Below are 13,333 nucleotides of genomic sequence, written 5' to 3'. Positions count from 1 at the left end.
TCGGCCTTCAAGGAGATCTACCATGTACACCACTTTGTCGAAGCCAGAAAACCTACAGCGCCACCGTCGCCGGTTTGCACCCACCGTCCTCGCATGCGCGCTGCTGCAACTGGGCGCGTTGGGATTGGCATCGTTCCAGGCAAATGGGGCCGATGTTCCCGCCACCACTGTCGGCACGATCATTCCGGGCAGCCACACTTCGTTCGGGCCGTTGAAGCATGTCAAGGCTGGCCTGTTGGATGTCGCCTACGCTGAAGTCGGTCCCGCCGACGGGCCGGTGGTGATCTTGCTGCACGGCTGGCCTTACGACATTCACAGTTATGCGGATGTGGCGCCGGCGTTGGCCGAGAAGGGCTATCGCGTGCTGATCCCCTATGCCCGGGGCTACGGCGATACACGCTTCCTGTCGGGCAAGACCCTGCGCAACGGCCAGCCATCGGCGCTGGCCAGTGACCTGATCGATTTCATGGACGCACTGAACATCAAGCAAGCCGTGCTCGGCGGCTATGACTGGGGCGCGCGAACCGCCGACATCGTCGCAGCATTGTGGCCGGAGCGTGTGAAAGCGCTGGTTGCGGTGAGTGGCTACCTGATCGGCAGCCAGGAGGCCGGCAAGGCTCCGCTGCCGCCGGCCGCCGAGTTGCAATGGTGGTATCAGTTCTACTTCGCGACAGAGCGTGGTCGCCTGGGCTACGAGAAGAACACCCATGACTTCGCCAAGCTGATCTGGAAACTGGCCTCGCCGAAGTGGAGCTTTGACGACGCGACCTTCGATCGAAGCGCCGCGGCCTTGCAGAACCCCGATCACGTGGCTGTCTCAATCTACAACTATCGTTGGCGCCTGGGGCTGCTGAAGGGCGAGGCCAAATACGCAGGGCTCGAAAAGAAACTCGCGACCTTTCCGTCCATCGCCGTGCCGACGATCACGCTTGAGGGCGACGCCAATGGTGCGCCGCATCCACCGGCAGAAGCCTATGCCAAGCGCTTCACCGGTAAATACCAATATCGACTGATCGACGGTGGCGTGGGTCATAACCTGCCGCAAGAGGCACCGCAGGCCTTCGCCCAGGCTGTGATTGACGCAGACCATCTGTGAAGTCGCCGCAATAGCTGACAAGCGGTGTCCCCGTGGCGAGGGAGCTTGCTCCCGCTGGGCTGCGCAGTAGACCCCACAAGGCTAGCTGGGATCAGCCTGACACCCAGCGGTGGCTGGTTTGGGGCCGCTTCGCGACCCAACGGGAGCAAGCTCCCTCACCACGGGTTTGGCATCCACTTCCAATCAAGCCAGGCTGAACGGCAACTGCCGCAGTGGCTTGCCCGTCAGGCTGGCAATGGCATTGGCAAACGCCGGCGCCAAGGCCGGCAGGCCGGGTTCGCCCATGCCGGTCGGCGGCTCGGCGCTGGGGACGATGTGCACGGCGATCTGCGGCATGTCGGTGATGCGCGGCACGCTGAAGTCGGCAAAGTTGCTTTGTTGCACGACGCCGTCCTTCAACGTCACCGCGCCACCAGGCAGGCACATTGACAACCCCATCAGCGCGGCGCCCTGTACCTGGGCTTCGACGCTGCGCGGGTTGACCGCCAGATTGCAATGCACGCCTGCCGTGACGTTGTGGAGCACCGGACGGCCATCCTGCACCGACGCCTCGACCACGTAGGCCACCACCGAGCTGAACGACTCATGTACCGCCACGCCCCAGGCTTGGCCGGCCGGTAGCTGGCGCTTGCCGTAGCCGCTCTTGTCCACCGCCAGTTGCAGCGCGTCACGATGGCGCGGGCTCTGCTCGCCAAACAGCTTCATCCGGTATGCCACCGGGTCCTGCTTGGTGGTGCGGGCGATTTCGTCGATCAGGGTTTCCATCACGAAAGCGGTATGGGTCGAGCCGACGCTGCGCCACCAGAGCACGGGCACGTTGAGCTTCGGATGATGCACGGTCAATCGCATCGGCAATGGATACGGATCGCGCATGCCCTCCGTGGCGGTGGGGTCGATGCCGTTTTTCATCTGCCCGGCGAACAGGGTGCCGGTGAGGATGGATTGGCCGACCAGGGCGTGGTCCCAGGCCAACACCTTGCCGCTGTCGTCGAAGCCGATGCGCGCGCGGTGCAGGTGCATGGGCCGGTAATAGCCGCCCTTGATGTCGTCTTCCCGGCTCCACAGGGTGCGGATGGGCGCATCGAGCCCGGCGGCGCGGGCGGCCTTGGCGACTTCGCAGGCCTGCACGACAAAATCATTGGTGGGCACGCCGCGTCGGCCAAAACCACCGCCCGCTGTCTGCACATTCACCTGGACTTGCTCGGGCTTGAGGTTCAACACCTTGGCCGCCGCCGCGCCATCGCCGCCGGGGAACTGTGTGCCCACCCATAATTGGGCACGGCCCTCGGACAGTTGGACGGTGCAGTTCAGCGGTTCCATGGGCGCATGGGCCAGATAAGGGAATACGAACTCGGCCTCCAACTGGTGCGGCGCGGAGGCCAGGGGCTTCATATCGGCATCGAAGTGCAGCGGGCCGGATTGGCCAGCCAGCTCGCGGTACTGGGCCAGTTGTTTTTCCGTGTCGACTTTTTCGACCTTGGCCGCGTCCCATTCGACTTTCAGCGCGTCACGACCCAGCTTCGCCTGCCAGTAACCGTCGGCGATCACCGCGACACCTTCGGCACCGCCATCAAGCGGCACGCGCAGCACGGCTTTTACGCCTTTGGTGGTGCGTGCGGCGCTGTCGTCCAGGGAGGCGATGCGGGCGCCGAACACCGGCGGCCGGGCGACCACTGCGGTGAGTTGCCCCGGCAAATGCACGTCGATGCCGAAATCCTGCTGGCCGCTGCTCTTGGCCTTGGCGTCGAGGCGGTTGGTGGCCTGGCCGATGATGCGAAAATCCTTGGGATCCTTGAGCGTGACCTTCTCCGGCACGGGCATCGCCATGGCGGCTTCGGCCAGCTCGCCGTAGGTCGCCTTGCGGCCGCCCGGGCCCAACACCGTGCCGTTTTGCGTGGTCAGGCTGGCGGCGTCGACGTTCCAGCGCGCCGCCGCCGCGGCCAGCAGCATCGACCGGGCGCGGGCGCCCAGCTCGCGGTATTGGGTGTAGCTGTTCTTGATCGAATTGGAACCGCCGGTGAGGTGGATGCCAAAGGCCGGGTCCATGTAGGCCGCGTCGTTGCTGCCGTTGCGCGTGCGCACCAGGCTCCAGTCGGCGTCGAGTTCTTCGGCGAGGATCATTGGCAGGCCGGTCTGCACACCTTGGCCGAACTCCAGGCGATTGATCGTCACCGTCACTTCGCCGCTCGGCGCGATCTGCACGAAGGCCGAAGGTTGCTGGGTCGGCTTGAGGGGGCCTTCGCCCGCGCCATTGGCTTGCTGCCCAAGGGCCAGGTGAGGAAACGCACCCAAGGCCAGGCCGCCGATGCCGACGATCTTGAGGAAGCTGCGGCGGGGCAGGGTCGCTGGACCGTCCGCATCATCGCGCTCAAGCAGGTGCTGCAAGGCACGCGGAAGTTCGGTTGGAAAAATCTCGTTGAGCATGGCGAACTCCCTGTCAGGTGAGGGCTTTGGCGGCATCAGCCACCGCGGCGCGGATTCGGGCATAGGTGCCGCAGCGGCAGATATTGCCGGCCATGGCCGAGTCGATCTCGGCCGGTGTCGGCTGCTTGCCCTTGGGCTGGGCCTTGAGGAATGCGGTGGCGCTCATGATCTGGCCGCTTTGGCAGTAACCGCACTGCGCGACATCGTGCTTGACCCAGGCTTCGTGCACGGCGCTGCCGACCGGGTCGCTGCCATCGGTGGCTGCTTCGATGGTGATGATCTTCTTGCCAACCGCCGCCGCGACCGGCGTCACGCAGGACCGGATGGCCTGGCCATCCAGGTGAACGGTGCAGGCGCCGCACAAGGCCGCACCGCAGCCGAACTTGGTGCCGGTCATGCCCAGCGTGTCGCGCAGGGCCCACAGGATCGGGGTGCCAGGGTCTACGTCAACCGTGTGCTCACGGCCATTGATATTGAGGGCGCTCATAGTCGGACCAGCTCCAGATGGTTGGGCACCGATTACTATAGGAAGCATTGGGGACGATAGCTTGCACGATCCGGTCCGATGATTGCCCAATCTTGCAAATCACCAGCCGTTTGTTTGAAACGATCACGCCAAGATGTGGGCGCGGCATACCCTCGTATGGTATCGAGCGCGCCACGCCACGCCGCACACTCGTTCTCCAGGTGAACCGTTTTCTGGCACAGGAAAGACGGTTCGCCCCATTCATGACAGGAGAGCGATCATGACGATGCATCAGCAAGACACCGCGCAAAAACAAGCGATCCAAGGGGTATCCGCGACCGAAGAACTGGTTCCGTCGCGCTACGCACTGAAGGTCGGCGACATCGATGTGCTGGTGGTCAGCGATGGCGTGCTGCCGCTGCCGACCTCGACCATGTCCACCAACGTCGACCCGGCCGCCCGCGCCGCGTGGTTCAAGGATATGTACCTCGGCCCCGACGCATTCGATTGGGCGCTGAACGTGTTGGTGGTGCGCAGCGGCGAGCAGACCCTGCTGGTCGATGCCGGACTGGGCGGGCAGTTTCCCGGCTTCCCCCGCGCCGGACTGTTTCCCAAGCGGCTGGAGGCGGCCGGTATCGAGCTGTCCTCCATCACCGACGTGGTCATCACCCATATGCACATGGACCACATAGGCGGGCTGCTGGTCGATGAGGTGAAGAACAGCTTGCGGCCCGATGTGAAGATTCATGTGTGTGCGACCGAAGTCGAGTTCTGGGCGAACCCCGATTTCTCGCGCACCGTCATGCCTTCGCCGATACCGGAAGTGCTGCACACCACCGCGCGGCAATTCATGGAGGCGTACCACGACAAACTGCACACCTTCGAGCAGGAACATGAGGTGGCACCGGGCGTCGTGGTCAAGCGCACCGGCGGACATACCCCAGGGCACAGTGTCGTGCACGTGACGTCTGGCCGCGAAAAGCTCACGTTTGCTGGCGATGCCTTGTTCCCGGTGGCCTTCGACCATCCCGACTGGCAGAACGGCTTTGAGCATGACCCTGAAGAAGCGGTGCGCGTTCGTGTACGGCTGATGCAAGAAGCCGCGGCGAGCGGCGAGCTGTTCGTGGCCACTCACCTTTCGTTTCCTTCCGTGGGCCGGGTGGCGGTCAACGGTGATGCGTTTCGCTGGGTGGCGGGGTCCTGGGATTATTGAGCGTGGGCTGGGCCCGGGTGTTCGTCCGGGCTCATGCTTTCTCCTGATGGGTTTGCTCACCCGATCACGCTTGGCTGAACTGTTCCTGAACAGAACTCATTGGACGATTTACTCCGCGTATCCGCGGACGTAATCTTCGCGGGTTTTCATCAATAGCGGAGACCCTCAGTGGGTACTTGTTCGAGTGACAGTTGTCGGCCGGTCTCGGTAACCGGCACCTGCTTGGCAAGGTAACGCGCATCCATTTCGATGCCGTTGTCTCGCCAAAAAGCGAGAAGCGGCATCCCGGCAGTGGCCAGACCTGGCCTTGCCTCGATCCTCTCTCATCGACGCTGACCAGCACCGGTAAACCTCCGGATGCTACGGACGCGCCTGCCTTTAGGGGCGGGCGGGCCAGGCTGACTGCACCCTTCAACCTGGCGCGGTCCGGGCGGCCGTACCTGCACGATGGTTTCCACGCGCAGGAGCAGCACCATGCACATCACTCTGTTGAAACAATTCTTCGCCGGGTTCCTGCGGACTCGGCATATTGCCCGCCATTTCCGCCGCCTGGCGATGCTCGAGAGCGTGACTGACGCCAGCGTCAGCCGTGAAGTCCCACCGACCCTGGCGCATACGCTGGTGACGGCCGCCAACAGCGATGCCCTTCCGTTGCTGAATACGCTGGGCAGCCGTGTCGATGGATTGAATGTTCAGGAAGCGGACGCCCTGCGCCTGCAATTCGGCCTCAATGAGGTCGAGCATGAGCAACCGCTGCCGTGGTGGGCGCACGTGTGGCACTGCTACAAAAATCCGTTCAATCTGCTGCTGACGCTGTTGGCGGTGGTTTCCTGGCTGACCGAAGACATCAAGGCCGCCACGGTGATCTTCTCCATGGTCGTGCTTTCGACACTGCTGCGCTTCTGGCAGGAGGCCAAGTCGAACAAAGCCGCTGACGCCTTGAAAGCCATGGTGAGCAATACCGCCACCGTGCTGCGTCGAGACGCCGTCAAACGCGTGGAATTGCCGATCAAACAACTGGTGCCCGGCGACTTGATCGTGTTGTCAGCCGGGGACATGATCCCTGCCGATTGCCGGGTGCTCAATGCCAAGGACCTGTTTGTCAGCCAGGCGGCGATGACGGGTGAATCGATGCCCGTGGAGAAGTTCGCGCTGCAACGGGACGCCGGCGTCCGCAACCCGTTGGACTTGGAGAACATCCTGTTCATGGGCACCAATGTGGTGTCCGGTGCCGCCACCGGAGTGGTGCTGACCACGGGCAACGGCACCTATTTCGGTGCGCTGGCCCAACGGGTTGGTGCCACTGACCGCGCCACGACCTCCTTCCAGCAGGGCGTCAACAACGTCAGTTGGCTGTTGATTCGTTTCATGTTCGTGATGGCGCCCCTGGTGTTGTTCATCAACGGTTTCACCAAGGGTGACTGGACCGAGGCACTGCTCTTTGCGTTGTCGATCGCCGTGGGCCTGACCCCGGAGATGTTGCCGATGATTGTCACCTCGACCCTGGCCAAGGGGGCGGTTTTCCTTTCGCGCAAGAAAGTCATTGTCAAGCGCCTGGACGCCATCCAGAACTTCGGTGCCATGGACGTGCTGTGCACCGACAAGACGGGCACCTTGACCCAGGACAAGATATTCCTGGCGCGACACGTCGATGTCTGGGGCGAAGAATCCGACGATATCCTGGAAATGGCCTACCTCAACAGCTACTACCAGACCGGCCTGAAGAATCTGCTGGACGTGGCCGTGCTTGAACACGTGGAAATCCATCGCCAACTGAAGGTGGGAACGGCCTTCCAGAAGGTTGACGAAATTCCGTTCGACTTCAATCGCCGGCGCATGTCGGTGGTGGTGGCCGAGCAAGGCCAACCGCATCTGCTGATCTGCAAGGGCGCCGTGGAAGAAATCCTCTCGGTGTGCGACAGCGTGCGCCATGGTGACGCCAACGAGCCCCTTGGCCAGGCGTTGCTGGCGCGGATTCGCCAGGTCACCGCCGCGTTCAACGAGGAAGGCCTGCGTGTGGTTGCGGTGGCCGCGCAGCCGATGGCGGTCGGGCGCGACACGTACAGCCTGGCGGATGAGCGCAACTTGACGTTGATCGGCTACGTGGCGTTCCTTGACCCGCCGAAGGAAAGCACCGCTCCAGCCTTGCAGGCGTTGAGGACCCACGGTGTGACGGTAAAGGTGTTGACCGGTGATAACGAGTCAGTGACCGCCAAGATATGCCGCGAAGTCGGCCTGGAACAACAGGGCTTGTTGTTGGGTAGCGACATTGAAGACATGAGCGACACCCAGTTGGGCAAGGCGGTGGAAAGCACCAACGTCTTTGCCCGGCTGACACCATCCCACAAGGAGCGGATCGTGCGTGTGCTCAAGGCCAACGGGCACGTGGTGGGTTTCATGGGCGATGGCATCAACGACGCTCCAGCCTTGCGGACCGCCGATATCGGCATTTCGGTGGACAGCGCCGTGGACATCGCCAAGGAGGCGGCGGACATCATTCTTCTCGAGAAGAGCCTGATGATCCTGGAGGAGGGCGTGCTGGAGGGGCGTCGCACCTTCGCCAACATGCTCAAGTACATCAAGATGACCGCCAGTTCCAACTTCGGCAATGTGTTCTCGGTACTGGTGGCGAGCGCGTTTATACCGTTCCTGCCGATGCTGCCGATGCACTTGCTGATCCAGAACCTGCTTTATGACGTTTCCCAGATCGCCATACCGTTCGATCACGTCGACGAGCAGATGCTGAGCAAACCGCAGCGCTGGGAGCCGGGTGAAATAGGGCGCTTCATGCTGTTTTTCGGACCGATCAGCTCGATCTTCGACATCGCCACGTTTGCAATGATGTGGTTCGTCTTTGGTGCCAACACGCCGGACCACCAGACGCTGTTCCAGTCGGGCTGGTTCGTGGTGGGGCTGCTGACCCAGACCTTGATCGTCCACATGATCCGCACACCGAAAATTCCGTTCCTGCAAAGTCGCGCGGCGATGCCGCTGATGTTAATGACAGGGCTGATCATGGGGCTGGGGGTGTTCCTGCCGATGGGACCGTTCGCGCACTACTTCAAATTGCAGGCATTGCCATGGTTGTACTTCCTGTTCTTGCCGCTGATCCTGCTGGCGTACATGGCGCTGACCCAGACGGTGAAAGGGTTTTATATCCGCCGGTTTGGTTGGCAATAATCACCGCCCCGTGGGAACGAGCAAGTTCGCTCTCACAGGGGAAACGTATTCGGCCCTGGCCGCTCCTACTGCGGCCACTGCTCCAACAGGATCGAGACAAACTTCTCCGCCGCCGGAGACAGCGATGCGCCCCGTCGATAGACCAGGCCCAGCGAGCGGTTCACCACAGGCTCGATCAGCGGCACGCTGACCAACGTGGGATGGTCCTCGGCGGGCATTGCCAGGCTGGGCATCGCCGACACGCCGAGGCCGGCCTCGACCAACCCCAGCGAGGTGGACAGGTGCTGCACTTCGTAGAACCACTGCGGGCGCCAGCTCAGGCCGGACAGGGCGTGATCGAGCAGCATGCGGTTGCCGCTCAGGCGTCCAACCCCGATCAACCGATAATCGCTGAGTTCCGACCAGGTCACGGCACTGCGCGCTGCGAGTTCATGGTCCCGGCGGCAAGCCAGCACAAAGGGTTCGTTGACCAGGGGCACGAACTCGATATCCGGGTGTTGGCCGCTCATCATGTTGATACCGAAATCGGCTTCGCCGCGTAGCACGGCTTCCAATCCTTCGTTGGCGCTGAGATCCAGCAGGCGGATGCGGATCTTCGGATAGCGCTCGTTATAGAGCCGGATCACCGAAGGCAAGAAGTAGAACGCCGCCGTGGGGATGCAGGCCAAGGTCACGCGGCCGATCTGCCGCTCCGCCAGTTCGCGGATGTTGAGGATCGAATCGTCGAAGTCGTCCAGCAGGCGCCGCGCCTTGGGCAGGAAATCACGCCCGACGCTGGTGAGGCTGACCTTTCGTGTCGTGCGGTCGAGCAGGGCGGTGCCTAATCCCTCTTCGAGTTTTTTCATCCGTCGGCTCAAGGCGGGTTGCGACAGGTGCAGCGCATCGGCCGCCTCGTGGAAGCTGCCAAGTTCAGCGATTTTCACGAAAGATCGGATGTCCTGGAGCTCGTATTCCATGTTTTCTCTCGGTGGGATGGGCGGATTGACTGGCGTCGGATCCTAAGATAATTCTTTTGTGAAACGCAATAATAGCTCCGATCTTTGCATTGGAATCACTTTTTAAACCCTGCCACTCTTGTGTCCTGAACATCAATTATCCAGATTGATCAACAAGAGTTACTGTTCATGCAACGAATTCCTTGTGTACTCATGCGCGGCGGCACTTCCAAAGGTCCGGTGTTTCTTGCGTGGGATTTGCCGACAGCGATCCCTGAACGTGACGAGTTGCTGCTGAATCTGATGGGCTCGGGCCATGAGCTGGAAATCGACGGCATCGGCGGCGGCAGCCCACAGACCAGCAAAGTGGCGATTGTCAGCCCGTCGCTGCACGCCGATGCCGACGTTGACTACCTGTTCGTCCAGGTCATGGTTTCCCAGCGTCGGGTCGATACCGCACCCAATTGCGGCAACATGCTGTGCGCCGTCGGCCCGTTTGCCATCGAGCAAGGCTTGGTCAAGGCAACGGGCGACCTGACCCGTGTGCGGATCCGCAACCTCAATACCGGAACGTTCGTCAATGCCGAGGTCCAGACGCCGGAAGGCAAGGTCAGCTACGAAGGCGACACCGCCATCGACGGCGTGCCGGGCACGGCTGCTCCGGTGCAACTGACCTTCCTTGATGCGGCGGGCAGCAAGACGGGCAAGCTCTTTCCCACCGGGCAATCCCTGGACCTGATCGACGGCATCCCGGTGACCTGTATCGACATGGCCATGCCGATGCTGATCGTCGAGGCGAGCCAGTTGGGCAAGCGCGGTGACGAAAGCCCCGCAGAGCTGGACGCGGACAAGGCGTTTTTGCAGCGCCTGGAATCCCTGCGACTCAAAGCCGGGCTCGCCATGGGCCTGGGCGATGTCAGCGACAAGGTGATTCCCAAGCCGGTGCTGGTGTCGGCGCCAAAGTGCGGCGGGACGATCCAGGTGCGCTACTTCATGCCGCACAACTGTCATCGCGCCTTGGCGATCACCGGCTCCATCGGCTTGGCGACCGCCTGCGTGACCGACGGCAGCGTCGCGGCCAATCTCATCGGTGGCGCCAGAGAGCCGCGTTTGCAGCGGGTGCGCATCGAGCACCCCAGCGGTGGTATCGATGTGGTGTTGTCCTACACCGGCGAAAAGGGTGAGACCATCCGCGCCTCGGTGGTCCGTACCGCTCGCAGGCTCTTTTCAGGTTTCGTCTACGCCACGGTTTCCCAGCGCCTGGCCGGATAACCCAGGCAGTCCTTGTCATTGCATCAGCTACTCAATAACAACAAGAGATCTGACATATGCTCGCTTTACTTGGCTTGGCCATGGTGGTGGTCTTCACCTTCCTGATAATGACCAAACGGCTGTCGCCGATCGTTGCTCTGACGATCGTGCCGATCATCTTCGCGGTGATGGGTGGTTTTGGCGGCACCACCGGCAAGATGATGCTGGACGGCCTGAAGATGGTCGCACCATCGGCCGCGTTGCTGCTGTTCGCGATCCTGTTTTTCGGCCTGATGATCGACGCCGGCCTGTTCGACCCGCTGATCCGCAAGATCCTCAAGCGGGTCAATGGCGATCCGATGAAAATCGCCGTGGGCACGGCCCTGTTGTCGCTGCTGGTGGCACTGGACGGTGACGGCACGACCACCTACATGATCACCTGCGCGGCGATGTTGCCTTTGTACAAGCGCATCGGCATGAACCCGATGATCCTGGCGACCGTGGCGATGTTGTCGCTGAGCATCATGAGCGGCATGACGCCTTGGGGTGGCCCGGCGACCCGTGCCATCGCGGCACTGGGCCTGGATGCCGGCGAGTACTTCGTGCCGTTGCTGCCGACCATGATCGGTGGCGCGATGTGGGTGGTGTTCACGGCGTTCCTACTGGGCCGTGCCGAGCGCAAGCGCATCGGCAATATCCAACTGCAAAGCGGTGGCGGTGATTGCTATATCAAGGCGATCCTCGAAGACACCCCGCACAAGCGTCCGAAACTGGCCTACGTCAACCTGCTGCTGGTGGTCGCGGTGATGGTCGCGCTGGTGATGGGGATAATGCACTCGGCAATCCTGTTCCTGATCGGCTTCGTGCTGGCGCTGGTCATCAATTATCCCCAACTGGACATCCAGAAGGAGCGCATCCTCGCCCATTCGGGCAACGCCATGACCGTCGTGCTGCTGGTATTCGCGGCGGGGATTTTCGCCGGGATATTTTCCGGGACGAAAATGGTCGACGCCCTGGCGCAAACCCTGGTCGACTGGATTCCGCCTTCCTGGGGCCATCTGTTCCCCCTGGTGGTGGCAATCACCAGCATGCCGCTGACGTTCGTATTGTCCAACGACGCCTACTACTTCGGGGTCGTGCCGATCCTCGCAAACGCCGCTGCCGCCTATGGGATCCATCCGGTCGAAATCGCCCGGGCGTCCATCCTCGGCCAACCGGTGCACCTGATGAGCCCGCTGGTGGCTTCGACCTTGTTGCTGGTGGGCATGGTCGACCGCGACCTCGGTGACTTCCAGAAAGCCACCATCCAATGGGCCGTGCTCACCTCCTTGGTGATTACCGCGCTGGCCTTGCTGACCGGGGCGCTGACGCTGTTCTCCTGATTCACCCGACATCACGTTGCCTGATCGCCTGACGCACCCTCCGCACGCGGGTGCGGGCTGGCCTGCACCCAATAAAAACAATGAGTAGCCAGACATGAACACTTTGCTTACCCGCGGGGCTTTGTTTCCGATCCTTGGGCTATTGCCCCTCGCCACGGCCAGCGCCGAAGGTTTCATTGATGACAGCAAGCTCAAGCTGCAACTGCGCAACGTGTACTTCAACGAGAATTTTCGTGATGAGCACGGCATGAGCCCACGGGCGGCGAGGACCGCCAAAAGCGAACGCACCGAATGGGCCCAGGGCTTCCTGCTCGACTACCAATCGGGTTTTACGCCAGGCACTGTCGGCTTCGGGGTCGATGCATTGGGCCTGCTCGGGGTCAAGCTCGACTCCGGGCGTGGCCGCAGCGGCACTGGTCTGCTACCGGTTCACGATGACGGCCGTGCCGCCGACGAATTTGCCAGCGCGGGCATGACCGCCAAGGCCCGACTGGCCAAGACCACGGTCAAATACGGCACCTTGCTGCCAAAAACTCCGGTGCTGATCTACAACGATGCGCGGTTGTTGCCCCAGACCTATCAAGGGACCCAGATCAGTAGCAATGACATCGACAACCTCACGCTGACGGGCGGGCACGTGGAGCGTTTCAAGCTACGGGACTCCAGCGACAGCATGCCGATCGTGCCCGACGGTTATGGTGGCGACCAGTCAGGCGATTTCAGCTATGCCGGTGGCGACTACAAGCTGACAAAGAACCTGCGCTTGAGCTATTTCCATGGCGAACTGGAGAACTTCTACCGGCAGCACTTCGCCGGGATCCAACACGATTTGCCGCTGGGCCCCGGCGTGCTCACCAGCGACCTGCGCTATTTCAACAGCGCCGATTCCGGCTCGGCCTACGGCGGTAAAGTCGACAACGAGATGCTCAATGGCCTGTTGTCGTACGCCGTGACCGGCCACACGTTCAGCGCGGGCTACCAGAAACTCAGCGGCGAAGCGGGGCTGCCCTACATCAGCGGCGCCACCGTGTATTCCTTCAGCAACGTCGGGATCGGCAAGTTCATCGAGGAAGACGAAAAGACCTGGATGCTCGGTTACGGCTACGACTTCGCTCGCCTTGGCATGCCGGGCCTGACATTGACCAGCCGTTACCTCAGCGGCAACGACGGCAAGTCCAACAGCACCGTGAAGGAGTGGGAGCGTGATGCCGAAATCGCCTATGTCGTGCAGCAAGGCACGTTCAAAGGCCTGGGCGTGAAACTGCGCAACTATGTCTATCGCTCCGATTTTTCCCGGGGGCGCGACAGCAACCGGATCTACGTGACCTATGACGTGGCGCTTTGGTAGATGATGCTGTTCACTTGAGAACCATGATGGACCCGTGG

9 protein-coding genes are annotated in these 13,333 nt (G+C 62.0%); 6 read left to right on the top strand and 3 right to left on the bottom strand.

Going from position 1 to position 13,333, the window contains the following annotated elements; genetic code table 11:
* Positions 1-22: 22 nt before the first annotated feature.
* Positions 23-1,096 (top strand): alpha/beta fold hydrolase, encoded by a 1,074-nt coding sequence (locus JMN22_RS08340; RefSeq protein ID WP_198796822.1) that lies wholly within the window; start codon positions 23-25, stop codon positions 1,094-1,096.
* Between the two features lie 183 nt (positions 1,097-1,279).
* Here JMN22_RS08340 and JMN22_RS08335 read toward each other — a convergent pair whose 3' ends face one another.
* Positions 1,280-3,520, bottom strand: a complete 2,241-nt coding sequence (locus JMN22_RS08335) for a xanthine dehydrogenase family protein molybdopterin-binding subunit (protein WP_198796823.1) — start codon at positions 3,518-3,520, stop codon at positions 1,280-1,282.
* 13 nt (positions 3,521-3,533) lie between these two features.
* Positions 3,534-4,007, bottom strand: a complete 474-nt coding sequence (locus JMN22_RS08330) for a (2Fe-2S)-binding protein (protein ID WP_198796824.1) — start codon at positions 4,005-4,007, stop codon at positions 3,534-3,536.
* A 259-nt stretch (positions 4,008-4,266) separates the two neighbouring features.
* Here JMN22_RS08330 and JMN22_RS08325 point away from each other — a divergent pair, with 259 nt between their 5' ends.
* Complete coding sequence (locus JMN22_RS08325) at positions 4,267-5,199, top strand: MBL fold metallo-hydrolase (RefSeq protein ID WP_198796825.1); 933 nt, start codon at positions 4,267-4,269, stop codon at positions 5,197-5,199.
* A 474-nt stretch (positions 5,200-5,673) separates the two neighbouring features.
* On the top strand, positions 5,674-8,379 hold the full coding sequence (mgtA, locus tag JMN22_RS08320) for a magnesium-translocating P-type ATPase (RefSeq protein WP_198796826.1): 2,706 nt from the start codon (positions 5,674-5,676) through the stop codon (positions 8,377-8,379).
* A gap of 65 nt (positions 8,380-8,444) precedes the next feature.
* On the opposite strand, the gene JMN22_RS08315 is transcribed toward mgtA, so the two are convergent.
* Complete coding sequence (locus JMN22_RS08315; protein ID WP_030140628.1) at positions 8,445-9,335, bottom strand: LysR family transcriptional regulator; 891 nt, start codon at positions 9,333-9,335, stop codon at positions 8,445-8,447.
* Between the two features lie 168 nt (positions 9,336-9,503).
* Between JMN22_RS08315 and JMN22_RS08310 the strand changes: the two genes are divergently transcribed.
* The 3 genes from JMN22_RS08310 (at position 9,504) to JMN22_RS08300 (ending at position 13,295) form a co-directional block, all read left to right on the top strand.
* Complete coding sequence (locus JMN22_RS08310) at positions 9,504-10,586, top strand: 4-oxalomesaconate tautomerase (protein WP_030140629.1); 1,083 nt, start codon at positions 9,504-9,506, stop codon at positions 10,584-10,586.
* A gap of 56 nt (positions 10,587-10,642) precedes the next feature.
* Positions 10,643-11,947, top strand: coding sequence for a CitMHS family transporter (locus JMN22_RS08305; protein WP_030140630.1), 1,305 nt, complete (start codon positions 10,643-10,645; stop codon positions 11,945-11,947).
* A 94-nt stretch (positions 11,948-12,041) separates the two neighbouring features.
* Positions 12,042-13,295, top strand: coding sequence for an OprD family porin (locus JMN22_RS08300; RefSeq protein ID WP_198796827.1), 1,254 nt, complete (start codon positions 12,042-12,044; stop codon positions 13,293-13,295).
* Positions 13,296-13,333 lie beyond the last annotated feature (38 nt).

Origin of the sequence: Pseudomonas sp. HB05 (assembly GCF_016756915.1) — a bacterium.
Lineage (GTDB): Bacteria > Pseudomonadota > Gammaproteobacteria > Pseudomonadales > Pseudomonadaceae > Aquipseudomonas > Aquipseudomonas alvandae.
The sequence above is the reverse complement of the archived record's forward strand: the minus strand, read 5'-3'. Positions and strand labels throughout refer to the sequence as shown.

Bases quoted from the DNA above. Each gene is read 5' to 3' on its own strand.
- JMN22_RS08305 (WP_030140630.1), top strand. From the start codon at position 10,643: ATGCTCGCTTTACTTGGCTTGGCCATGGTGGTGGTCTTCACCTTCCTG.
- JMN22_RS08300 (WP_198796827.1), top strand. From the start codon at position 12,042: ATGAACACTTTGCTTACCCGCGGGGCTTTGTTTCCGATCCTTGGGCTA.
- JMN22_RS08315 (WP_030140628.1), bottom strand. From the start codon at position 9,335: ATGGAATACGAGCTCCAGGACATCCGATCTTTCGTGAAAATCGCTGAA.
- mgtA (WP_198796826.1), top strand. From the start codon at position 5,674: ATGCACATCACTCTGTTGAAACAATTCTTCGCCGGGTTCCTGCGGACT.
- JMN22_RS08340 (WP_198796822.1), top strand. From the start codon at position 23: ATGTACACCACTTTGTCGAAGCCAGAAAACCTACAGCGCCACCGTCGC.
- JMN22_RS08330 (WP_198796824.1), bottom strand. From the start codon at position 4,007: ATGAGCGCCCTCAATATCAATGGCCGTGAGCACACGGTTGACGTAGAC.
- JMN22_RS08325 (WP_198796825.1), top strand. From the start codon at position 4,267: ATGACGATGCATCAGCAAGACACCGCGCAAAAACAAGCGATCCAAGGG.
- JMN22_RS08335 (WP_198796823.1), bottom strand. From the start codon at position 3,520: ATGCTCAACGAGATTTTTCCAACCGAACTTCCGCGTGCCTTGCAGCAC.
- JMN22_RS08310 (WP_030140629.1), top strand. From the start codon at position 9,504: ATGCAACGAATTCCTTGTGTACTCATGCGCGGCGGCACTTCCAAAGGT.